The organism is Streptococcus sp. SO2 (assembly GCF_030440025.1).
Genome location: NZ_JAQFJH010000001.1, coordinates 425,206 through 449,997 on the forward strand (window position 1 = coordinate 425,206; position 24,792 = coordinate 449,997).

Here is a 24,792-nt window from a genome sequence, read left to right on the forward strand (position 1 = left end):
AAGAATTCTAATCCCATCTAAAACTGTTGGCTGATAACTGAAAAAGTTTGCCAGTAGTCTTTTGATAAGGTATAATAATAAAAGCAATACAATCGAAGGAGATCTCATGTTTTATACTTATTTGCGTGGACTAGTCATGCTGATCTTGTGGTCCATCAATGGCAATGCCCACTATCACAATACTGATAAAATCCCTAGCCGAGACGAAAACTATATCCTCGTCGCTCCTCATCGTACTTGGTGGGATCCTGTATATATGGCTTTTGCGACCAAGCCAAAACAGTTCATCTTTATGGCCAAAAAAGAACTGTTTAACAACCGTATCTTTGGCTGGTGGATCCGTATGTGTGGCGCCTTTCCTATCGACCGAGAAAAACCTAATGCCTCTGCCATCAAGTACCCTATCAACGTCCTCAAAAAAAGCGACCGCTCTCTCATCATGTTCCCAAGCGGGAGCCGTCACTCAAACGATGTCAAGGGTGGAGTTGCCTTGATTGCCAAAATGGCCAAGGTACGTATCATGCCGGTCACCTACACAGGTCCCATGACCTTAAAAGGTTTGGTTAGCCGTGAACGTGTGGATATGAACTTTGGAAATCCTATCGATATCTCAGACATCAAGAAAATGAATGATGAAGGGATTGAAATGGTTGCAGACCGTATCCAAGCAGAATTCCAACGTTTAGACGAAGAAACCAAGCAATGGCACAATGATAAAAAACCAAATCCACTCTGGTGGTTTGTCCGCATCCCTGCCCTCTTCCTTGCTGTGATTGTTGGTATCCTAACGATTATCTTTACCTTCTTCGCAAGTTTTATCTGGAATCCAGATAAGAAGAGAGAGTCTCTTGGTTAAAAAATACAATTATCCCTTGGCAAAAGCCAAGGGATAATTCTTTTATTCGATTTTCCATTTTTGGGCCAACCAGCAGGAAAAGGCTAGAAAGCGCTCAGCCACTTGCTCATGATGTCCATAAGGATCAAAGACAAACTGACCAGTCGGATATCGTTGCTGAAGACTGGTATGGATCTGCTCAGCGTAGACTGGTGCTTGAGCCAAGCGATTGGTATGATGGGCTCCTTCTGTTTGACCATTCTGTAAATACAGCAAACAGTCCAAATTTTTCACCTTTTCTTCCTTACAGAAAGAAACAAAATCAGGAAACCAAAAGGAACCACAGATAGAGAAGATACAGGAGACCTTGTCAAAATAGAAAAGACTGTATACTGCCGCCAAACCACCTAATGAGTATCCTCCATAGGCAAGGCGATTTTTGTCCAGGCGATAAAGCGACTGCAACCTGTCTAAAAGACCTCCAAATAAATGACCATGATAGGCCTTCGCCTGACCGCCAAAATCTGGAGCTCCATCTCTCAGAGCAGATGCCTTCCATGGAGTGTAGTCATCTAGGCGATTTTCAGAAGTCAAACCCACTAAAATCACAGATTCTGAAAGGGAAGATAGAAAATTCAAGTTTCCATCATTCAAGAGAATCGCTGGATAGATTTGATTGGGATCATAGGTTGAAGGAAGGCTGACCTTGACTTGGATCCCTTCCCAATCAAACTCATTATTTATTGATAAAGTCATTGATTTTCTCAAGGGAATCAATCACTGCTGGACCATAGTCCATCAACTCATCGTAAGAAATGGTCATGATTTTTTGATTCTTAATTGCAGGAACGTTTTCTAAAACTTCATTTGCCTTCATCAACTCTACTGCATTGGCATCCAATTTTTTATTGCGGTCGCTGGTCACATAGATAATCAACTCAGGATCCATTGACACGAGATTTTCCAAGGTCAAGCCTGATGTTCCCGTTGCGACATTGGTATAACCAAGTTGATTTAGTAGGCTCTCTTGCAAAGCAGACTTGTAAGCGCCGAAGGTTTCGTCGTTATAAGCAACCATAATCAAAGCCTTTTTCTTTTCACCTTGGCTTGCTGGGTTTGCTTTCTTAACAGCGTCAATTTTAGCTTGTAATTGGGTTGCGTATTCATTAGCCTTGTCCTGAACATTGAAAATCATTCCAAGATTTTTAACGTCTTCTACAATATTTCCCAAATCTTGCTGAATCGTTGAGAGAGAAGCTTTTTGCGTATAGACTGGGATTTTGTTTTCATTCCAAGTGCTAACTGTTCCCAAGGATTTTTCAGAAAACATCATGTTTCGACCCATCACCGCATCTGGCTCATAAGAAAGGACTGTCTCTTGAGAGACTGTTTTTTTATCCCCAATTTGAGGAATCGTCGCGATCGCGTCCTTGTATTTGTCCGTCACAGCATTGTCAGGGTTGAGCATGCCAGCAATTTTATCCTTCAAGCCTAGCTCCAATAAAATTTCAGTAGTTGAAAGATTATTGGTGATAACTTTTTCAGGTGCCTTGTCAAAGACTTGTTCGACTTCATTTCCCTTAGTATCATATGTCTTGACCGTGAGTGGATAAGTCGTCTCTGTGCTAGCCTTTTGACTTGTTTCTGTGCTAGACTGTGTGGTAGCTTTTTCTGTAGTAGTGTTACCACAAGCTGCCATGGTTAGGGTAGCTACTGTTACGAGTAAAATGCTTAGTGTTTTTTTCATCTTGTTTTCCTTTTCATTTTTATAAATAGTGAATCATAGCTTGCTGATCCTCGGTCCAAGTAACCTGACTTTGAACTCCATATACAGTTTGCAATGACTCAGGGGTGATGGTCTCCTTTGGAGTACCTTGGTAAAGGATTTCCCCCTCCTTCATCAGATAGAGATAATCCGAATAGCGACAAGCAAGTTGAATATCATGCAGGACAGCTAGAACATTGATCTTGAGATCCTTGACAATGGCCAACAAGTCTAGCTGATACTTGATATCTAGATGATTGGTTGGTTCGTCCAGGAGCAAGAGAGTCGGTTCTTGCGCCAAGGCGCGTGCTAATAAGACTCGCTGTTTCTCCCCACCTGAAAGAGACGAATAGAGACGAGTTTTCTTCTCAAGCATATCCACCTTGACGAGAGCATCTTGAACGAGGGCATAATCCCTTTCCTTTTCTTTCTGTAAAAAAGAGAGGTGAGGCGTTCTTCCCAGCAAGACGATTTCCTCAACTGTACAATCAAACTGCAATTGATTGAACTGGGTGACGACCGCCATTTGCTTAGCTGTTTCTTTGAGTGACCAATGCTCCAGCGGCTTTCCATCTAGGCTTATCAAGCCTTTGTCCGCCTTTTCCTGACGATAGAGGAGTTTAAGCAGGCTGGTTTTTCCACTTCCATTTGGCCCTAGTATCGTGTGAAATTGATACCCCTCAACCTTAAGAGAAACTCCTTTGAGGATTTTTTTCTCTCCTAGTCCAAAGTGGACATCCTGACAAATCAAGTCCATATCAGGCCCTCACCTCCCTTCGCCTACCTCCAACAATGTAGATAAAGAAGGGAGCACCTACTAAGGCTGTGAAAATACCAATTGGAAGCTCAGCATTTGGAATAATGACACGAGAAAGTACATCTGCCCAGACGACAAAGAGGGCACCCAGTAAGGTCGCAACGGGAAAAAGTCTCCTGTAATTCGTTCCTACTAACCCTCGAGCTAAGTGAGGAGTAATGAGACCAACAAATCCAATAATCCCACAGGTTGCCACTAAGACTGCTGTCAGCACAGCCACCATGGTCACATAAAGATACCAATAGAAGCGTAAGGGAATTCCCAAAGTTAAAGCAGCCTCATCTCCCATCATCATCGCATTAAAAACACGATACTGGGTAGAGAAAAATAGAAGGGCCAATCCTACTACTATAGTTGGCAGGACTAAGTCAGACCAAGTAGTTCCAGCAAGCGAACCCATGGTCCAAAACTTAATGGTCATCACACTGTCTGCATTAGCGCCAACAGAGATGATAAAGTTGGAAAAAGCCAGAAAGAGAGCATTGACCACCGTTCCTGATAAGATCAGACTAGAAGTCGTCATCCTTCCCTGCATAGAGGCAATGATGAGGACAGCAATTGTTGCCAAAATAGCTCCAAGAAAAGCTCCAAGGCTAATCACCACTTTTAAACCAAGAATAATGCTCAAGGTTGCACCCAAAGTCGCACCCGCAGAGATTCCTAAGACATAGGGCTCAGCAATGGGATTGTTCACTGTGGACTGCATCACACTGCCACACATGGAAAGACCAGCCCCTACTATCAGACCGAGTAATACTCGGGGGAATCTCATATTCCATACAATGGCAAGAGTGGACTTAGAAACCTCTCCTATCTCAAGCGGAAACCCCAACCTACTCAAAATAATCCGATAGGTATCTCCTAGAGCAATCGCAACGGATCCCATTGAAACTGCTAGAAAGAGGGAAATCCCTAAAGTAGCTAGCAAAATACCTAAAAGTAACACAAATTGCAGGTCCCGTCGGCTTCCAGAAAATTTGGAAAGCATGAAAACCTCCTTAAACAAAATTAAAAATTTAGAAAATTCTCATGAAAAGTATACCATATTTCTATTAGATGAACAAGGATGTAAATATATATAGAAAAAGCCATCTGAAGTCAGAGAGCTGATTTGAGCTCGGGCTAAAACGTTTATAGACTAGGCGACAAGCCGAAGATTGTACTATAAAACTAGTGAAAATAAAAAATCTCCCCGAAGAGAGATGATCTGGTTTATTTTAGCTTACAGTGCTAGGAACCGTAACCGAAGATAATACTTGAGTATATCGAGGTAGGGTGAAAAAAGTAAAAAAGCTACCCAATTTAGAGTAGCTTCATTATCAAGATATGCTCAATTGAACACGGCCTAAGCAAGCGGATAAAAACAAAAAGCCCTCTGAAATCAGAGAGCTTTATTCTTGCTGGATAAAACGTTTATAGACTAGGCGACAAGCCGAAGATTGTACTGATGGTACATTGAGGCGAAGACAACGAAGTATAGAAACGTTTTAGACGCAAGATTAACGACGAAGTCCGAGAGAGTTGATTAACTCACGGTAACGGTTAACGTCGTTTTTACGCAAGTATGCAAGCAAGTTACGACGGCGACCGATTTTCTTCATCAATCCACGGTAAGTAGCGTGGTCTTTTTTGTGTTGTTTGATGTGTTCGTTAAGGTGGTTGATTTCCCAAGTAAGGACAGCAACTTGAACCTCTACTGAACCTGTATCACCTTCGTGACGTGCATATTGTGCGATGATTTCATTTTTTTTCTCTTTTGAGATTGCCATGATTTTTCTCCTTTTTATTTGGCTTCATCCGAGTGACAGGTTGGCATGCCTGTAACCAAGAAGAAGTTATTTGTCTTTACGACAGTTCTTATTCTACCAAGAAGCAGAGACTTTGTCAACTGATTTACTGTTTAAACCCGTGAATTACTCTACTGATTTCAGGGCTTCAAGCATATCTACTTTTCTCAAGTGGTGATTGACAAATAGGCCTAATAAGGCTAAGATTACAGTCACTGCGACGATTGGAAGCGCATAGACTTCCCAGCTGACTTGTGGATAAAAAAGTATGGGGGCAGGTGAAATCATTTGTATCAAAAATTGATGTAAATAGTAGCCAGCTACCAAACCTAGAACAATCCCCACAAGGGACAGCACCATAGTCTCGCGGTAGATATAGAGGGTCACTTCTTTATTGTGGAAACCGAGAACCTTAATAGTGGAAAGTTCGCGGATACGTTCTGCCACATTGATATTCGTGAGATTGTAAAGAATGACAATGGCTAGTAAGACGGAAACAAGGACAAGGATTGCCATGGTTTTATTGAGAGAATTGGCTACAGATTCAAAGAGGTGGATAGCCGTTGCATTTTGGACGACCCCAGAAACAGTAGCTTTTTCCATGAAAATAGCCGCTTCTTTCTCCGTATTGGAAGGTGTTGGGTCTTTTAATTTTACTAGGTAGGTATTGTCTTGCGGACTGGGTCCATAGACTTGTTCGTAAGTCGCTCGTTTGAGATAAACAAAGTGTCCAACGTAGTTTTCAGAAATAGCCGCGACCTTGATTTCCTTCCCATCAAGCTCTAGCTCATCTCCAACCGTAACACCTGCTAGTTGGGCTAATTTTTGACTCACGACCGCTCCATCGGTGACCTGCACCTCTCGCCCATTTTCCTCTAATATGATAAAAGGCTTAAAGTCTTCTCCACTAGTAACCATCATAGTGATGGTTTGAAGTCCTGCTTTTCCTTTGAAATCTTTTTCAATGGATTTAGAGTAAATCTTTTGATAAGCATAGATAGATTCAGCCTGCAAGGCGGTTTCTAAATCTGCTTTTTCTTGCTCACTCGCACTGCTCTTTTCCGCTACAATCATCTGGTATTGCTGGATTTGTTCAAATTGGCGCTCGACAACTCCTCCCACAGATGACTGAATGCCAAGACCTGCAAATAGGAGAGCAACTGAACCTGCAACTCCAAAAATGGTCATCAACATCCGTTGCTTATAACGAAAGATATTTCTTGCCGTAACCTTATGAGTAAAACTCAAACGACTCCAAATAAAGCTCAGGCGTTCCAGCAAAATCTTTGATCCCTTAACGGGAGGTTTGGGAAGTAAGAGTTGGGCTGCTTCATCGTGTAATTCCCTCCGCGCTACCAGATAAGCCGGCAAAACGCTGGATACCCAACTTAAAGCTAGGGCAAGGAGACTATAAGACCAATAGAAATACTCGTGACTTTTTCCAACAACCATCCCAGCTGTTATAACATCTGAAATCACCCCTGCAAGAAGATAATGTCCAAGAAGTGTTCCTATAAGGGTTCCCACAGTTCCTGCAAGAAAACCATAGAGGACAAACTTGGCAACAATATCTCGGTTGCGGTAACCCAAGGCCTTGAAAATGCCTGCATTGGTGCGCTCTTCGTCTACAAAGCGAGTCATCGTTGTAAAGGTCACCATCGCAGCGACCATATATAGCACCACTGGGAAAATATTGCCGATAGAACGGATACTTGTTGATACATTGCTGTACATGAGGTAACCTTGTCCGCCTGGTATGGTTTGGCGATTGTATACGTGGTATTTCGGCTCTGCCAGTTCATCAAGCTCTTTCTGACGCTGTTCAAGCTTCTCTTTTTCCTTAGTTAGATCACTCTCTGTCTGAGCCAGTTTTTCTTTTTTAGTCGCCAGTTCTTCCTTAGCTTTTGTCAGATGTCCCTTGATTTGACTCTTTTGCGGTTCTGGTAAAGCGGTCGCTTGTTCTTCTTGCGTTTTCAAGCGACTTTCGGCCTGCTCTAACTGACTCTTGCCATTTTGAAAGTTGCTTTCAGCAGTTTGGAGCTGTTCTTTCCCCTCTTCCAAGCTCTTTTGCCCATTTACTTTGATACCTGCCAATCTTTTTTGACCATTATCGGCTAGCAAATCTTGCAACTCTTCCTGATGTTGGGTTCGTTTGGTCCTATAGTCTGATGAAAAAGCATCCAGGTTTTTTAAATCATCATAGCGCACACGCGCAATACTATAAACATCTGAGTCAAACTGACTGGGTAAAATTACTCCATAGCCAGTCAGGTTGCCATTTCCACTACTAGCACTTCCTAAATCTTCTTTAGAAAGAATCTCACCCGACTGAACAAATCCAGTAATTGTAAAAGTTTGGGATTTTACGATGGACTTTTCTTCTTTCTTAGTAAAGGTAATGGTCTGCCCAATCTGATAGCGGTCTTTCCAGAAATCAGCTAAGGCAATTTCCTCATCAGCTTCTGGCAGTCGCCCTTCTGTCACTTGAAAGGTTGAAATGCTCTCTGGTTTGGAATAAAGTCGAACTGCTTCCTCACCATTTTCAACGGTTAGGTCTGCCATATAGCCAAACTCAACACTTGCTCCTTGAAGGGTCTTTAGTTCGTCTTGGTCTTCTTTGTCCAAGCCATAATCAGCTATTACGGCCAGATCCAGGGTATTGGCTTTACGGAGATAATCCCCTGCCGTGCGTTCCATGTTTGGACTGGCTACTTTAAGACCTACTAGGGCTAAAGAACCCAGCATCATCAAGGTCAAGATAGAAACAAAGCGTCCCTTTGAAGTCGTCACTGACTGAAATAGGTCTTTCCGATATGTTTTTTTCATGCTAATACTCCAATATATCGATATCCTGTGGATGCTCATTGATCGTCATGTTCATAACTGTAGCATCGCGCATATGAATCACGCGATCTGCAATAGGAGCTAGCGCACCATTGTGGGTCACGATAATCACCGTTGCTCCTTTTTGACGAGACATGTCTTGGAGAATTTTCAAGACTTGCTTCCCTGTCTGGTAATCCAAGGCACCTGTCGGTTCATCACAAAGGAGAATTTTAGGATTCTTAGCTACAGCGCGTGCAATGGAGACTCGCTGTTGCTCCCCTCCAGAAAGCTGGGCTGGAAAGTTATTGAGGCGATGACCTAGCCCTACATCTGTCAAAACCTGCTCTGGATCCAAGGCATCTGTCACGATTTCTGAGGCCAATTCCACATTTTCCTTGGCTGTCAGATTGGAGACCAGATTGTAAAATTGAAAAACAAAGCCTACATCTTCACGACGATAGTTTGTTCGTTGGTGCGAACTATAGTTGGCAATATTGGCACCATCAATCCAAATCTCTCCCTCATCATTGGTATCCATACCTCCTAGGAGATTGAGAACCGTTGATTTTCCAGCACCAGAAGCACCAAGGATAATGACCAGCTCCCCCTTTTCAATTTCAAAATTCACATCACGATTAGCCACAATCTCCGTATCCCCAACCTGGTAACGCTTGTAGCTGTGTTTCATTTCAATATAAGCCATATCGTTTATCTCCTTTTCAAAGCTCGTTTTCTTAAATCAACAAGATGTTGATTCTAAATCACAAATATTATATAATGGGCTAAGTCAAAAAGCAATAATCAAAAATCAACAAAGTGTTGATTTAATAAAAAGGAAGATAAAATGGTTCAGAAACGAAAAACTACTACTAAGGAAGACATCAAAGAAGCTTTGATTCAGCTGCTATCAGAGGATAAATTTGAAAATATATCAATTAGTAAGCTCTGTAAACGGGCAGGAATTAATAGGGGAACTTTCTATCTACACTATGAAGACAAATATCAAATGATTGACAGTTTTAAAAGTGAAATTATTTCCCAGCTCTACATTTTTTTAGAAAAAGAAAGAGAATCGCCTAGAAAGTTTATGTTAGCCAACTTCTATATATTACGTTCGAACGAACGCCTTATTAACGCCTTGTCCCAAAGTCATTACATAGACTTTCGTGGTGCAATTCGTGAATTTCTAAGTAGCATTATTCTAACTGAAAATAAAAAAGAAACGACTCGTCATTTCTTATCAGAAAACTTCCAAATTCCTCACAAATACGCTTTGGAAATCTTCTTATCAAGTATTGAAGGGATTATTTCTCTTTGGATTGCTGTAGGAGCTCAAGAAGAACCGGAAGAAATCACGGATATAATCTTATCAACCTATAACTACGAACATTGGCGCTACGCATCAAAAGAAGATTAATTCATCCACCCCACTACAGTATAAACTGCTTCCTCTCATTTTATACTTTTTCAATTAGCTAAATTGCCTTTTTTTAACTTAGATACAAAAAAGCCTAGGAATCCTAGGCTTTCTGTTTATAAATTATTTTCCAAGGTAGTATTCAGAAACTACATTCAATTTTTCGTCAAATTCGAATACCAATGGTGGGAAGTTAGGGATTTCCACGTCCATGATTTCATCATCTGACAAGCGTTTGATGTGTTTTACAAGGGCACGGATTGAGTTACCGTGAGCTCCTACGAATACGTTTTTACCATCTTTAAGTGCTGGAGCGATTTTGTCTTCCCAGAATGGAAGGGCACGTTCCAAAGTCACTTTCAAGTTTTCAGCATCTGGGATAACTGAGTCGTCAAGTGAAGCGTAACGACGGTCAGTGTGTGCTGAATGCTCATCATCACGATCCATGTTTGGAGGCAATACATCGTATGAACGACGCCAGATGTGAACTTGCTCATCACCAAATTGTTCCGCAGCTTCAGCTTTGTTTTTACCAGTCAAACCACCGTAGTGACGTTCGTTCAAGCGCCATGATTTTTCAACTGGAACCCACAATTGGTCAGAAGCTTCAAGAGCCAAGTTTGTTGTTTTGATTGCACGTTTCAATACTGAAGTGTAAGCTTGGTCAAATTCGATACCAGCTTCTTTGATCAATTTACCAGCGTCAATCGCTTGTTGTGTACCTTTTTCAGACAAATCAACATCAGCCCAACCAGTGAAAAGGTTAGCTTTGTTCCATTCAGACTCACCGTGGCGAGCAAAAACCAATTTTACCATTAGATGGATTCTCCTTTTATTTTTCGAGGTTTCCCTCGTTTATCTATTCTATTTTACACAATTTTTCATAAAAAAGCTAGTTAAAATCAACTAAAAAGAGAGAACAGTGTCCTCTCATCTAGTTATTATTATTTCGCGATATTCAATCAAGAAACGATTGCAATTATTTGTTATTTAAAGCATCAATTATACGATCAGTATTCTTAGTTACATTAGTATCATTGTAACGATTATGAATTAGACCTTCAATTGTTTCTTTGCAATTTTCAAGATTAGCTTTTTCAAATACTACCACACTGACAACATGTGTTCCACCAGAAGTAAGATGCAAAACTAGTAGAGTCTGAAAAGCGCTTAGCACTGTTAATACATCATAAGCCGCTAATATCAATCCTCCGATAAATGAATTTTGCATCATTGAAAGGCCAATAAGAGCGAAAATGATACCCCAAGCAAATGATTTGAAATCAAGACGAAATGAACTATCTACACTTGCAACTTGATCAACAGGAATTGTTTTATTTTGAGAACCCAGTGGGATAACTTTTAAAATAGTATTAGGGTTAGAAGTTTTTATAAAGACTCCCTCTAAAGTAATGGAAGCTTTTAAATAGAATGTTAAATACGATGTAATGAAAGATTATTTCATAATATTCTCCTTTTATTTTTTCAAGTTGTATTACATCATGTTTTCTTATAAAAAAGCATTTTGCTAACATATTCTTTCGCCAGGTAATTCTTTAAATAAAAAACAACCCTCAAACGGATTGTTTCACTAGACTATCAGACAAGGCCACGGACTTCTTTCAAAAATTTAGAAAAAGAAACAGCGCCTTTAATGATTAGAAATCCTCCTATCCACTCGGTCGCTGAAAGAAATCCCAGCACGCCACCAATGATAAATAAAATAGAAGGCAACTTTCGAAGTTGTTGGTCTTCTTCGAAATAGATTAGCATAAAGGTCCCTAATGCAATCATCAAAATCTTAAAAAATGTCAAGAGCAGGGAAAAGGCAACCGTGACGACCAGCACCTTTGAGGGATCTTTATAGATGAGAGCCCCAGTATAGGATAGCAAAAATCGTAGGACAGGTCCCAAAAGCAAGGTCACTCCTGCCACCATGCCCAGTCTCCAATTGAGTCGAACCAATCTATCTCTCTCCATAAAAACCTCCTTCTCTCGCAGCTATCATTCTACCATATTTGCTCCAGAAACAAAAGACCTTCTCCGTCACAAACAAATCGCCTGCCAGCTTTCAGACATCCGAACATAAAAAGAGAAGATCTGTCGATCCTCCCTTTTCATTTTCCACCCCTTATTTCTTAAAAATAGAGGTTCTGAAGTCGTTTGTTTGGTCAAGATAGGCCTTAAAGATTGCTCTCTTCAACTTATGAACGGCACTATCATACTCTGGATTATAGTTGCTCCAATGCGTACCTTCTGCATCCTGTAAAACAGCTTGGTCCATCAGTTCTTGCAATTCTTTTACTCTTTGAATGGTTTTCGTGGCATTGCTCATCCATGATTGCGTCGGATCTTTGAAGGTCACTTGCTTCAAGTTTTCAAACTGATCCACACGTTCTTTATACATGGCTTTCTTAAAGGCAGCCCAAGATGCATACCTGCCTTCAAACACCTTGTCCAATACAAGTTCATCTGTCACCAATCCGCGTTCTTTACCATAGAGATTGATGGTTTTACCTTTTTGTTTGGCAACTTCTTCGTATTGGTTTGAGATATAAGGTACCATTCCATTCTTAAAGCCTTTGGCAGCCAAAAGTTCGTAAGCGATCCGACGTCCCATAAGGTCCCCTGGCGTGCCTTTCTCACTGCTGAGAGCTGAAAAGATTGGGGCAAAGAGTTTAATCGTATAGTAGCCATTTCGTTCATAGTCGCCAGACTGGTACTCACGAGCTGATAAGATGTTATGGTCAATCAAACTTTCAAAACTATTCAGGTTTCGAGCCTCTGCTTCTGTCAATTCTTTGACTACGTTAGTGGCGTAAACCTCATTTCCATCTGCTGGATCTTTCACATACTTGTTCTCAATTTTTCTGAGAGCCGCCATTTTCTGGTAAACATTTAGTTTGTTAACGATTGATTGCCCTTCGAGGTATTCCAGCATGTAGATAAGATCAAACATGTTGTGGACATAGTTCTGAAGATCTGTTGCGTTTTGGAATCTCTCTGTCGGATCCAAGACTTGCAGACGGGAGCCCTCTGTACTATCTGATTTTGAGTGTCTCAAGATAGAATTGATGGTAATGGTTGAGTCACTTGGTTGGTCAGGGGCTTGCAATAAGCCTTTTGCGAAGAACTCTGGTCCCAAGCCACTTCTTCGACCATAGCCGCCAAGGTAGATATCCTGATCGGAATCATGGGTCATTTCATGGGTATAAGTAATGGCTCCATCCTTGTCCAACATACGGTAAGACATATAGTAGACGCCATCCCCTGTTGCGTAAGCTCCATGCTGGTTGTGTACTACCTTATTGCCAACTGGGCCAAAGAAGTTCTTCATGGCTGGATTGGAACTATCAAACTTAGCCTCCACTGTAGCTTTTCCAGAGGTTGTGTCATCGCCAAACTTATAAGCATCATAAAGCAAGATGGTACGATAGAGTTTTTCACGTGACTGTTCATCTAAAATGCGATACCAATAATCGTAGTGATCTCGCTGACGTTTGGCTGTTTCACGCGCATTTTCTTCGACAAAGTCATTAAGAGCCTTGCCTGCTCTATGCTCGCTATTGCGGTAGCGATCATAAGCTCCAAATCCTAGACTAGACATGGTCGAGATGACAAAGACAGATCTCTCTGGCAAGGTTAGGAGAGGCAAGACCATATTGCGGTATTTCCATGTGGCACTCGTGATGCGGTCATAGACACCGATAGAATACTTGGTGCCAGCCTGTCCTTGCTTTGTTTTCACCTCTTCGATAGTGGATTTTTCTTCGACGATATAAGCCTTGGTCTCTGATTTAAACCAGTCATTAGTGCTAGTATTTGATAGAAAGACTTTTCGGTAATGTTCTAAAGTGCTAAACAAATCTGTCGTTCCATGCTGGCTGGCAAGACTGATACCATAAGTATCGACATTATTCTTAGCTAGAAGATTGTTAAAGCCAGATTTACCCAACTCAATCAGAGTATCTAGTGGTGAAGCATTTCCCTTTCCAAAGAAGTCCAGATGGTACAGAACTAGGTCTTTGACATTCACCTGACCATAGCTAAAGTTATACCAACGTTCCAGATACGCCATACCAAGTAGCAAGGCTTCCTTGTTGCGTTTGATTTTATCTACAAGGTAGCCCTTGGTAATTGGGTTATCACCAGCAAGTCCAGCATCTGCTGACAAGAGTTTTTTCAAACTGTCTTCCAGATGTTGTTTTGTTTTGGCAAACTGGTCTTCTAGATAGAGCTCAGTCTGCTTAACGTTTGGAGAAATACCGAGCGTCTTTCTGATGGCTTCTGAATGATAGTCCACCTTTTGTAAGTCAGGTAAGACTTGCTTGATGATAGAAGATTGGTCATACAAGAATTGGTTTGGCGTATAGAGAAGACCCGTATTTCCTAGACTATATTCCGCTAATTTGGCAAAATCAGCCTGGTACTTGAGATCGATCTTCTCAGATGAATGGTCCTTGTAGTGAAGCAAGAGTTTGTTTGCAGTCTCTTTGTTAGAAACAATGTCTGTGATGACTTGGTCATCCTTCATCATGACTGCTGACAAGAGTTCTTTTTGATATAAACTACTGCTTTCTTTTACTAGATTTCCATATTTGACGATGGTTGCCTTGTTGTAGAAAGGTAGCAATTTTTCAATGTTTTTATAAGCCAAGGCGCGCTTAGCTTGATAATGGGCCACCTTAGAAAAATCACTGTCCTTCTTGCCACTTGTTGAGAGGGGCTCCACTGTTGGTAGAGTGAGAGGATTGATGGCTACTTTTTTGCTTTCGATTTGGGAAGCATCTAGCATTGTCCCTCTTTCTTCAAAGGATTCCTTGCTGACGACCTCATCCTTGACCATAGTGACATTGTAGACTCTGTTCGCCTTGCTGCTGAATGTGTCCTTCACCTTCATTCCATTATAGTGGTAACCGGTAATGGCATTTCCGTTGGTTACATTGACATCACTGAGAACATTGGTCAATCTTCCAGCATGCTGTTCCTCATTAGTTTTTCGATCCCACAAATAGCCTGCTACTCCCGCGACTCTACCAAAGTGCTTGACATTATTAATATCGCCCTCAGCATAGCTATCTTGGATTTGTGCATCCTGATCTACTAGACCTGCAAGACCACCCACTGTCTGATCTGAACTATTTGTGTTGGACGAAATGGCTACTGTCGCTTTTGACTTCGTCAGCAAAGCCTTGTTTCCTGTCAAATGACCGACCAGACCACCGATATTGTAGGCAGCAGTCGTTTCATAAGTGTTGATAATTCTTCCCTTGAAACTGCTCTCTGTGATGCTTGATTGATCCGCCTTAGCCAGCAAACCACCGATACCACGTTCACCAGCCAGAACACCATCAACGTGAACTTGCTGAATCTTTGTACCATTCTGGGCTTCATAGGCCAGTGAACCGATATCATCTTTCCCTGAAATAGAGACATTTTTCAGACTCAATTTTTCTACTGTGGCACTACTCAAGGTTTCAAACAGTGGTTTTTTCAAGTTGTAAATAGCATACTGCTTGCCATCTTTTTCACCGATCAACTGACCAGTAAAGGTTCCCTTGATGTAGGATCTATCATCAGGTCCCAACTCCACTTCGTTGGCATTCAAACTAGCTGCTAAATGATAAGTTCCAGAGAGATTCTGCTTGATAGCTTTGACTAGGTTGCTAAAGGAAGTAAAGGTTGTCGTTTCCTCTGTTGCCTTCTTAGCTAGGTAGAAGGTGAAATTATCGACATATTTATTTTCTAGCTCTTGCTGGAGTTTCTCAGCCTTGGCTGTGATTTTATAAACTGGCTGACCATCTTTCGTTTCAGCCGTTATTGAAGTGACTGGTAGATAGACATCTTTAAACGACGAAGATTTAACCTTGACAAAGTAAGTGTCTGGATTACTTGGAACACCGTCTAAAGAAACGTGTTGTTTGTAAGTGCCATTGGTCTGACTATACAACTCCAGATCCGAAACGTTTCTTAGCTCAAGCGTCTTCTCTGGATCTTTTTCTTTTGGTTTTTCTGTCGGAGTTTCCGGTTTTACTTGCTCGGTATTGCCAGTATATTCTGGAAGAGGAGCGACTTGTTCCGGTTCAACGATGGCTCCTGCTTGAGTTCCTGTATATTCTGGTAAGGAAGATTGAGTCTCAGGTTCCACAATCGCACCTGATTGAGTATCTGTATATTCTGGTTTTTCAGCTATCTCAGGGTCAACAATCGCTCCAGCTTGAGTTCCTGTATACTCTTGTGTCGATGGTACCTTTTCAGGCTCTACGATTGCTCCAGACTGCTCGCCTGTATAGGCTGGTTTGTCAGTTGTTGCTGGTTCCACCAAAGCCCCAGACTGGACGCCCCCAACCTCTGGCTCAACTTTTTCCGGTTCAACGATGGCACCAGCTTGAGTTCCCTGATACTCAGGTAGTGGAGCGACTTGCTCGGGTTCAACGACTGCTCCTGCTTGGGTGCCTGTATATTCTGGTTTTTCAGCTGTCTCTGGGGCTACAACCGCTCCCGCTTGCTCGCCTGTATATTCTGGTAATGGAGCCTGCGTCTCAGGCTTTCCCTTTTTTGCAGACTGAGGTGCTTCACTCGGCACAACTGCCTTCTTAGTCCCTTTTTCTACTATACGTGGCAAGGCTTCTTCTACCTTAGTCGAGAGAACTTCCCTAGAAATTTCTTGGTTTTCAACAGTGAAAATGCGAACAAGCTCAATCTTCTTCCCAGCACGACCTTCTTGTTTGACATGGATGGTTCCCTCTGTTAGTTCTGGATTTTCCTGCACCACTTCTGAAACATCTAGTTTGGTTACAATCTCTTGGTCTTTGTATAAGAGCTCTGGTTTATTCACGCGACCAGCCAAGACTTCGTCTTGAGGATCTACACTAGCAATACCAGACGGCTTTTGATTAGATAAATCTTGAGAAGGGATTGTCTTGTCTGCAGGGCTTGTTGAAGACGGAGCTTTCTGCTCATCTCCTGCCTTTTGTCCACCTTCGTTGGCTTGGAAATGAGGTTGAACTGTATAGTCAAGTTTCTGATCCCTAGCAGCAGTTTCTTGCTGATTAATCTCTTTGTCTTGCTTAATATAGCCTAGATAAGTATAACCTGATAAGGCACGTGGCAAAGGCAGACTATCTCCTTGGGATAATTGGTATTCCTGATTGTACTGGATCAAAAGTTGATTTTCGATAGCCTGAACTGAAGAAGCCAAACCACTGCCCATCCCTGTTATCAAGACAACTTTCAAGAGAGCTTTCTTTTTGCCTTTCTTTTTCGATACGACAAAAATAAGGAAACCAATCGAAGCCAGAACTCCACCAGTTAAAACGCTAGTAAGGCTATTCTGCCCACCTGTATTGGGCAACTGACCTAGCTGAGCTTTCTCATCCATACGGTAGACTAGATAATAGGTGCTCTCACTATCTTCCGCAATTTTAGGAATGTCCTTTACAATCAAGTCCTTTTCTTGCCCACTCAGCTCTGTATCCGTCACATATTTGTAGTGAATAGCGGCATTTTCTTGAGCAAATACGGTCCCACTGCTCGCAATGGACACAAAAAATAGGCTTGAAATCGAAGCTGACACAAGTCCAATTGCTAATTTTCGTAAGGAGAAACGATGCTGCTTCTCTCCAAAAAACTTTTTCATTTTAAATCCTCTCAACTTTTACCTTCTATCAAGAAAATAACTAGCATTATATTTTGATATAGGTATTTCACATCCACCATTATACTATAAAAATACTTCCTTGTCTCCAATAAATGCTTTAGATTTCACGAATGTCAAAGCTTATTTATCTTGTAAAATTTATCCGTCGTTGATGACAAAAAAAGAAGGCTAAGCGCCTTCTCTTATTTGAAAATATTCCTAACAAAAAGTCATTATTCTTGAATCTCGAACTTTTTCAAAAGTCCAAAATAGAGGGATCCACCAATGATTGTCAGAATTCCTCCTACCCATCCCAAGAATGGGATCAATCCAACAGAACCACCCACGATAAACAAAACAGACGGTGCAGGAGTCACACGCTCATCGTCCTTGTAATACACAATAGACACAATTCCTAAAACCAAGACAGCAATTTTTACCAATGACAAAATAATCGAAAAAATCGTCAATATACCAACTGTTGCATCAGAGTCCTCCGTCGCCGCAGCAGCCCCGACAGCTATCATAAACATAACAAGAGGTGCCAACAGTAAGACGATACCTGAAATAAGACCAAAAATCGCATTTACGCGAGCAAGTGCTTTTGTTTTCATCCGAATCTCCTTAAAAAAATTTTACAACTATCATTTTATCATATTTTCATGAAAAACAAAAGAAATTTCGAAACGAGTATACTAGATGATGAATGTTTTCCAATTTCTCTCCAGATATTTAGAGTAAGAAATATGTCCTGTATCAATTTATTTGTAAATTCATTCGTTTTTGTACTAAGCAAGCCATTCACCTAAAAAAGAAGATCACTTGGATCTTCTTTTTTCGTGTCTATCTTTCAAAGATGGACTGTCTGAAGTCGTCTGTGGCACGTAGATAAGCATTAAAAATACGATACTTGAGTTGGGCGACACTGCTCTTAGAGCTATCTGATAAGGCACGATCAATGTTCTTAGCTGAGGCATCCGCTAGTACTGCTAAGTACATATAATCTTGCAATTCCTCATAAGAAGAAATCGTAATTTGTCGTTTGCTATCTAGTTTTCCTGCTTCAAACTCGATAGTGATAGGGCGAAGGAAGTTTTGAGCCTTGTTGTATCGCTCATTTAGCATAGCTTTCTTCAAATCCTTCCATGATTCATACTGACTACCGTAGAGATTTTTAAGGATCCGATCATCTCCAACTACTCCGACATCTCCACGGTTCCAAGTTGAGTAGGTCTTATCACCTTCTTTGAGGGCTTGGCCAGCGTATTGGCCAGATACATATGGGACAAATCCTTGTTGGTAGCCCTTGTCTCCTAGCAATTCGTAGGCTCTACGGCGGAACATAAGCCCACCAGGTGCACCAGTTGGATTGTCCAGAGCTGCATAGAAGGAAGCAAACATATTGATGACATAGTAGCCATTTCGTCCAAAGCTAGCTCTATCCCAACCATCGCGACGACCAATGATATTATGATCAACCAGAGCATCGACAGATTTTAGTTTGGCTGCTTCTTCGGCAGTTATAGGGACAATTCGATCATCAGCGTGGGCTTGTTTACCATAAGAAGTTTTTTCAAAGTTATAATTTTCAGCCTTACGGTACCATTTCATTTTCTGTTGATCAGTTAGAACACCAGTAACAACATCCCCTTCAACATAATCCAGAAGGTTCAGTACGTCAAAGACTCCATGCATGTAGTCTCGAAGAGCATCTGCTGAGGAGAATCGTGCAACAGGATCATAGGTATGGTAACGTGTGGTCGAATCTTTATCTCCTTGATAGAAGCTATTAAGTACGAGACCTTTTTCGCTAACATTGGTTACAGACTCTAACATCCCTGTAGCAAAGCTCTCAGGTCCTTCACCCTCACGACGACCATGTCCTTCAAAATAGATAGAACCATCCGAGTTGTGGGTCATTTCATGGGTATAGACCATGGTTCCAGAAGCTCCCAGCATCTGGTCATAGACGTAGAAGACTTCATAACCATTGGCAAAGGCTCCTAGTCCATTGTCTCCGTGATACTTGCCAGCAGGACCAAAGAAATTGTACATAGCAACAGAGGTCTTATCATTACGCGGAGCCCAATATTGCTGGCCTTTATCATTATAAAGAAAGAAACCGTCTGTAACAATCACCCGTCTGAATAGAGTGTCTTTCCTGTTTGGACTTAGAATGTTGTACCACATGTCATAGTGGTTTCGTTGCCATTCAGCTGATTGATCCACAAGTTTTTCAACGTGTCGATGGAGTTCCTCTCCTGAGAGAACTCTGCCACCTTCTTTCCTGTAGCCTCCAAAGCTACCAAAGGCAATGGTCGACATATTGCTGATGATATAGACATCTCTTTCAGGTAAGGTCAGAAGCTGGAGAACCATTTGCTTGAAGCCCCAATCTCCCTGAGTCAGTCTGTCGTAGACCTTGATTGTATACTTACTCTTACGATCTGCATTGTCCTGTTTAGCCTGAATTTCTGGCAGACTTGAACGAGCTTCTACGATATAAGCCTTGGTATTTTCCTTGAACCACTCACTGTTGGTTTTGTTTGGTAAGAAGAGTTCGCGCAGACTTTCTAAGTAAGCAAAGAGGTCTCCTTTGCCTTTTTCCTTGGCTAGGAATTGTCGGTAAGCATTGAAGTTGTTTTGCGCTCGAAGATTGCCCATTCCAGAGTTCCCGAGAGCAATGATAGTATCCAGTGTCGAAGCTGCTTGATTACCAAAGAAATCAAACTTATAGGCATTAAGGTCCTTGGTGTTGAACGTTCCATAGTTGACATTGTACCAACGATTGAGATAGGTCAGACCAAGCAGGAAGGCCTCTTTGTTCTTCAGAATCTTTTGGCTAATCGCATCAGCTACGGCAGAACCTAGGGTGTTAATCGACTTGTCAACTGAAAGTACCTTGAGGAGCTCCTGACCTAGTTCAGCCTTGGTTTGTTCAAAGGCTTTTTCTAGATAAAGATCATCTAAGGAAGCTGTTTCACCAATTCCCAGTACCTTACGCACTGCAGTTGAGTCATAAGTCACAGCTTTGAGTTTATCCAAGACATTCTCTTTAATGGTCTGATAGTCCGATAGAAAGGCCTCTGGTGTATAGAGCAAATTCTTATCAGCAATGCTATATTCTGCAATCTGGCCATTGGCAAAATCACCCTTGTAGGTCAGATCAAGATAAGCGATGGTCTTATCTGCATAATGCAGCATCAGTCTATTGATTTCACCCTTATGGCTGTTGACATCCGTTATCAGCGTCTCGTCTTTCATCGGAACCACATCTAGCAGGGCTACTTTGTTGAGTTTATCATCTTCAGCTAATTGGTTGGCTGTATGAACGATGAAGTCTTTGTTGTAGAATGGTAATAGTTTTTCTACATTTTCGTAGGCTTGCTTTCTGGACTCCTGGGCTCCCCTCACTCGACTATAGTCTGTTTGATGCTGGTAAGCTTGCTGCAATGGCTCCTGGTCCGTCAAGTTTGAAGTGATTCCAAAGGACTGACGTTTGGCTTGCGCATCGGCCTCTGAAATAGAACGGACAAAACGTTCATCTTTTCGATTTGCTGTAGTACCTTCAAGAACATAAGAGTCCCGAACAGAAGCCTCAGGATAGGGATCTCCTGTCATCGCATGACCATTTTGAACCTTGACACTGGTCAAGACATTTCGGACCTGTCCATTGTTCCAAGTAGATCCAATCGCTCCACCGACTTGGCCAGAATGACCTGCATTTTGGATAGAACCGGTCACATAAGAAGTTTCCAATCTAGCTCCATTCTGAATGCGACCAATCAAGCCACCAACACGCTGGTCTCCATTTCGACCCGTTACTTGGATAGATACATCTGCCTGACTCTTCTGCGCCAGTGATTGGTTGCCGTGGAAATTACCGACCAGGCCACCAATATTGTACTCCTGCCCTCCATCTTGGGTGCTGGTGATGGACCCTTTAAAGGCAACATTGGTTAGTTTTGTGTTTTGGGCAACTCCTACGAGTCCACCGATATGCTTGTTACCAGATAGACTACCACTTACAGAAACATCCGTAATCGTTGCATTCTGAGCGTTGCTAGCCAAGGTCCCTATAGAATCCTTGCCTGTCACTGCAGCCGATTTCAAGGTCAGTTGCTGGATGGTGGCATTTTTCAAGGTTGCAAAGAGTGGTTTTGCCAAGTTGTAGATGGTATAATCTTTTCCATCCACTCGGCTAGTTAGACTACCTGAAAATTCTTCTGGAACATAGCTTGTCGCAGAATGTTCTAACTCAACCTCATCTGCTGAAACATCCGCTCCTAGTTTGAAGTTTCCAGTCGGGTTTGACTTCATAGCCTCTATGAGCGCTTTGAAAGACGTATAGACACCTTCTTGGCTAAGAGGCGTTTTGGGCAGTTCAAAAGAGTAATCTGGACGATAATGGTCCCCTTCTCCCTCTACGAGCTGATTAGCTGATACCGTTACGGAGTAGGCATTGCCCTTATCTGTAATCTTAGAAACAGGTAAGAGCATATCCTTGAACTTATCTGACTGAATGCGGACATAGTAGTTGTCCAAATCAGACGGCACTTCCGACAGGGATAGGTAACGTCGGTAGTGACTACCATCTTTACCGTACAGTTCGATGCGGTCGATGTCTTTGATTTCAACCTTCTTATAATCTAGCTGAACTAGGCGTTGATCCTCTATACTAGTTTGTTCCCCTTGACCCAGGTCATATTTCATGACAGTTTTGAGGGTATAAGGAGTATAGTAGTCCAAGTCATCAAGCGTCAATTTTTGAGTGAGGTCCACAAGGTCGACTTCCTTAATTAACGTTTCACCCTTGTATAGCTGCACTTTGGCTGATTGATAGCTAGCTGTAGCATCCGTCAAGTGATAGCTAAGAGAAACTTGGCGTTTGTCTTCTTCCTTCTCGACACGGACTAGAGAGAGGGTTGGTTTTCTCTTGACACCATCCAGAGCTTGACGAGCGGCCTCGAGATCCGTCCGAACTTGATCGACCAAGGCTTGATTGGCGAAAGGATTGTCCAAAACGAGCTTGGCCTGATCTAGAGCACGACGATAGCGGAGTTTGGCTTGTTCATCAGCATACTGGTAAGCAACTGTAGACTGAGTCACATCCTTCATGTCAAATTCAACACCAAGAGTTTTCTTATCAACAGGTTGGCCATCTAGATTATTCTTAGCAGTTTCAAGGGCCTTTTTCAAAGAATCAACCTGTTCTTGACTAGCATGAGATGCCTCAAAGAGAGCTTGGGCATTTGCGACTGCCTGTTTATAAGACTCTTGATCTGCAGTGGTATCATTGAAATACTGATGCGTTTTCTGAATGCTATCGGCCTCTTCCACTAATTGGTGTAAGGGTTCGAGGTCGAGAGTTCCTTTTTCTGGTTCCACAGGAGCGTGATCCGCATTTGTAGAAATTGGTTTTGTACCGACTTTGATAATCTGAGGAACTGCTTCTTTTGTGATAGTGTTAGAGATTTCCTCTGTATTTTCGACTTTTCCATCTACTAAATACTGACGAGTCACAATCGTACGGACGCCCTCTTGACCAGCTTGGCTAACTTCCCTTTGCCCCAAAGGCAGGTCTGCACTTTCCACTTCCTTAGTTGGGTAGGGTTCTGCTACCGTCGTAGTAACATCCTTTTCCTCAACGTTTAAGTTTGGAACTTCATTTACAGGAGCGTCTGTTGGTTTCTCGCTAACAGGAGCTGTTCCAACCGTTACGATCTCTGATACCGCTGGAGTCGTCACTTCGTTGGAGATTTCCTGGCTTCTCTCTACTTTGCCATCTACTATGTACTGACGGGTGACGATTGTGCGCACTCCATCTTGACCAGCTTGGGTTATCTTGGTCTGGCCAACTGGCAAGCTATCACTCTCTACTCGTTCTCGAGTGTAGGGTTCTGCTACCGTCGTGGTAACATCCTTTTCCTCAACGTTTAAGCTTGGAACTTCATTTATTGGAGCGTCTGTTGGTTTCTCGCTAACAGGGCCTGTTCCAACTGTTACGATTTCTGAGACCGCTGGAGTCGTCACTTCGTTAGAGAGTTCCTGGCTTCTCTCTACTTTTCCATCTACCATGTACTGACGGGTGACGATTGTACGGACGCCATCTTGACCAGCTTGGGTTATCTTGGTCTGGCCAACTGGTAAGCTATCACTCTCTACTCGTTCTCGAGTGTAGGGTTCTGCTACCGTCGTAGTAACATCCTTTTCCTCAACCTCTAGACTTGGAACTTCATTTACAGGAGCGTCTGTTGGTTTCTCGCTAACAGGGCCTGTTCCAACTGTTACGATTTCTGATACTGCTGGAGTTGTCACTTCGTTAGAGAGTTCCTGGCTTCTCTCTACTTTTCCATTTACCATGTACTGACGGGTGACGATTGTACGCACTCCATCTTGACCAGCTTGAGTTATCTTGATTTGGCCAACTGGCAAGCTATCACTCTCTACTCGTTCTCGAGTGTAGGGTTCAGCCACTGTTGTGGTAACATCTTTTTCTTCAACGTTTAAGCTTGGAACTTCATTTATTGGAGCGTCTGTTGGTTTCTCGCTAACGGACTCCCCTGGGCTTGGTTTTGTAGGAGAAGGGATCTTGCTTCCGACTTTTCTAATCTCAGAAGTCGGCTCAGTCGTTACCTGATTGGAAACCTCCTCTGTATGGATCACCTGACCATTTAAAAAGTAGCTGCGGGTCACGATGGTACGACTACCATTTTTCCCTGCCTGAATCACCTCAGTTTGACCTTGCGGCAAATCATCCGCCTCTACTTCCACCACTTGGAAAGGAATAATCTCTGTACGACTGGTATCTTTACTATCAACCTTTAACTCTGGTTGTTCAAATACAGGAGCATCACTTGGTTTCTGAGAACGATACTCTTCCTGCGCTTGGCTTCCGTTCGAAGTTTGGACTGGAGTATCAATAGGAGCCGAATGATTCAACTCTTTCTTGCCATCAACTGGAGAGTTTACTTCTTTTTGAGATTTCAAATACCCTACATATTGGTAGCCTTCAATCGTAAGTGGGGATTGCAATGTTTCCCCGACCTGTACAGTCAATTCCTGATTATAGTCTGCCAGCATTTGATTTGTCAAAGCCAAGGAAGTTGGCGCAATCAGCTGACTTCCTAGACTGGTCAAAAGCATGAATGAAGCAAGTTTCTTGCGATCATCTCTGCCCAGTTTAATCGCTACGACCAGTAGCACAATGCCTGCCCCTGCTGCAATTGAGCTAATGAGTTGGCTGTGACCAGTTGCAGGCAGCTGTCTCGTCGGACGATAAATCAAATAGTAAGTATCATCTGTTTCCTCAGCAAACTGTGGCAATTCTTTGACTACCAATTGCTTTTCTTGGTCCGTGAGCTCACTTTCTGTCACATACTTATAGTGAATCTGTTTTGTGACGGATGGCGTCTGTTCACTGGCTGCTACACTTGCAAGAGAACCTCCTCCACTAAAAAGGTAGAAAACCCCTACCAAAGCAGAAACTAAACCAACCGAAACTTTTCTCAATGAAAAACGTTGGTGCTTTTCTCCTAAATAACTTCTTTTCATTTCTAATCTTTCCTTCATCATGATTTGAATCCCCTCTATTCTACCGAAATTTACTAGATTATTCAATTTATTTGCTATAAATAATAGCCACAAAAAACTGCTAATCTTTTCAGTTCATTTACGCTGTCAAAATCCTTATCTTATCAGGTCTT

The 24,792-nt window shown here is 42.2% G+C and carries 15 protein-coding genes; 2 read left to right on the top strand and 13 right to left on the bottom strand.

Annotated features, from left to right (window positions below; all coding sequences use genetic code 11):
* Positions 1 to 106 precede the first annotated feature (106 nt).
* Complete coding sequence (locus tag PCY17_RS02045; RefSeq protein ID WP_070657413.1) at positions 107 to 856, top strand: 1-acyl-sn-glycerol-3-phosphate acyltransferase; 750 nt, start codon at positions 107 to 109, stop codon at positions 854 to 856.
* Positions 857 to 898: 42 nt separating this feature from the next.
* Here PCY17_RS02045 and PCY17_RS02050 read toward each other — a convergent pair whose 3' ends face one another.
* The 7 genes from PCY17_RS02050 to PCY17_RS02080 all read right to left on the bottom strand — a co-directional run bounded on the left by PCY17_RS02050 (position 899) and on the right by PCY17_RS02080 (position 8,733).
* Entirely contained in the window at positions 899 to 1,591 is a 693-nt protein-coding gene (locus PCY17_RS02050; protein WP_070657411.1) for an alpha/beta hydrolase-fold protein, read from the bottom strand.
* Positions 1,572 to 2,582, bottom strand: coding sequence for an ABC transporter substrate-binding protein (locus PCY17_RS02055; RefSeq protein ID WP_301391110.1), 1,011 nt, complete (start codon positions 2,580 to 2,582; stop codon positions 1,572 to 1,574). Before PCY17_RS02055 ends, PCY17_RS02050 begins: the two co-directional genes overlap by 20 nt.
* Before the next feature lie 19 nt (positions 2,583 to 2,601).
* Positions 2,602 to 3,357, bottom strand: a complete 756-nt coding sequence (locus PCY17_RS02060) for an ABC transporter ATP-binding protein (protein ID WP_000364129.1) — start codon at positions 3,355 to 3,357, stop codon at positions 2,602 to 2,604.
* A gap of 1 nt (position 3,358) precedes the next feature.
* Entirely contained in the window at positions 3,359 to 4,405 is a 1,047-nt protein-coding gene (locus PCY17_RS02065; RefSeq protein ID WP_000949329.1) for an iron ABC transporter permease, read from the bottom strand.
* 511 nt (positions 4,406 to 4,916) lie between these two features.
* On the bottom strand, positions 4,917 to 5,186 hold the full coding sequence (gene rpsO / locus PCY17_RS02070) for a 30S ribosomal protein S15 (RefSeq protein WP_001018251.1): 270 nt from the start codon (positions 5,184 to 5,186) through the stop codon (positions 4,917 to 4,919).
* Positions 5,187 to 5,330: 144 nt separating this feature from the next.
* Positions 5,331 to 8,030, bottom strand: coding sequence for an FtsX-like permease family protein (locus tag PCY17_RS02075; protein ID WP_251463662.1), 2,700 nt, complete (start codon positions 8,028 to 8,030; stop codon positions 5,331 to 5,333).
* Position 8,031: 1 nt separating this feature from the next.
* Positions 8,032 to 8,733, bottom strand: a complete 702-nt coding sequence (locus PCY17_RS02080; RefSeq protein ID WP_216728708.1) for an ABC transporter ATP-binding protein — start codon at positions 8,731 to 8,733, stop codon at positions 8,032 to 8,034.
* A gap of 141 nt (positions 8,734 to 8,874) precedes the next feature.
* Here PCY17_RS02080 and PCY17_RS02085 point away from each other — a divergent pair, with 141 nt between their 5' ends.
* Positions 8,875 to 9,447 carry a TetR/AcrR family transcriptional regulator gene (locus PCY17_RS02085; protein WP_288203013.1) on the top strand — a complete coding sequence of 191 codons (573 nt, stop codon included), beginning with the start codon at positions 8,875 to 8,877 and terminating at the stop codon, positions 9,445 to 9,447.
* Positions 9,448 to 9,570: 123 nt separating this feature from the next.
* Here the strand turns inward: PCY17_RS02085 and PCY17_RS02090 are convergent, their stop codons facing one another.
* From PCY17_RS02090 to PCY17_RS02115, 6 genes are all read right to left on the bottom strand, one after another.
* Positions 9,571 to 10,263: a phosphoglycerate mutase gene (locus PCY17_RS02090; RefSeq protein ID WP_000240130.1), complete on the bottom strand. Its 693-nt coding sequence runs from the start codon at positions 10,261 to 10,263 to the stop codon at positions 9,571 to 9,573.
* A 163-nt stretch (positions 10,264 to 10,426) separates the two neighbouring features.
* Positions 10,427 to 10,681, bottom strand: coding sequence for a hypothetical protein (locus PCY17_RS02095; protein ID WP_033630067.1), 255 nt, complete (start codon positions 10,679 to 10,681; stop codon positions 10,427 to 10,429).
* 365 nt (positions 10,682 to 11,046) lie between these two features.
* Positions 11,047 to 11,427, bottom strand: a complete 381-nt coding sequence (locus tag PCY17_RS02100; RefSeq protein WP_125414773.1) for a hypothetical protein — start codon at positions 11,425 to 11,427, stop codon at positions 11,047 to 11,049.
* A gap of 151 nt (positions 11,428 to 11,578) precedes the next feature.
* Positions 11,579 to 17,086, bottom strand: a complete 5,508-nt coding sequence (locus tag PCY17_RS02105; RefSeq protein WP_301391119.1) for a ZmpA/ZmpB/ZmpC family metallo-endopeptidase — start codon at positions 17,084 to 17,086, stop codon at positions 11,579 to 11,581.
* A gap of 233 nt (positions 17,087 to 17,319) precedes the next feature.
* Entirely contained in the window at positions 17,320 to 17,700 is a 381-nt protein-coding gene (locus PCY17_RS02110; RefSeq protein ID WP_084856178.1) for a hypothetical protein, read from the bottom strand.
* A gap of 229 nt (positions 17,701 to 17,929) precedes the next feature.
* A complete protein-coding gene (locus PCY17_RS02115) occupies positions 17,930 to 24,640 on the bottom strand; it encodes a ZmpA/ZmpB/ZmpC family metallo-endopeptidase (RefSeq protein ID WP_301391121.1) in 6,711 nt (2,236 codons plus the stop codon).
* Positions 24,641 to 24,792 lie beyond the last annotated feature (152 nt).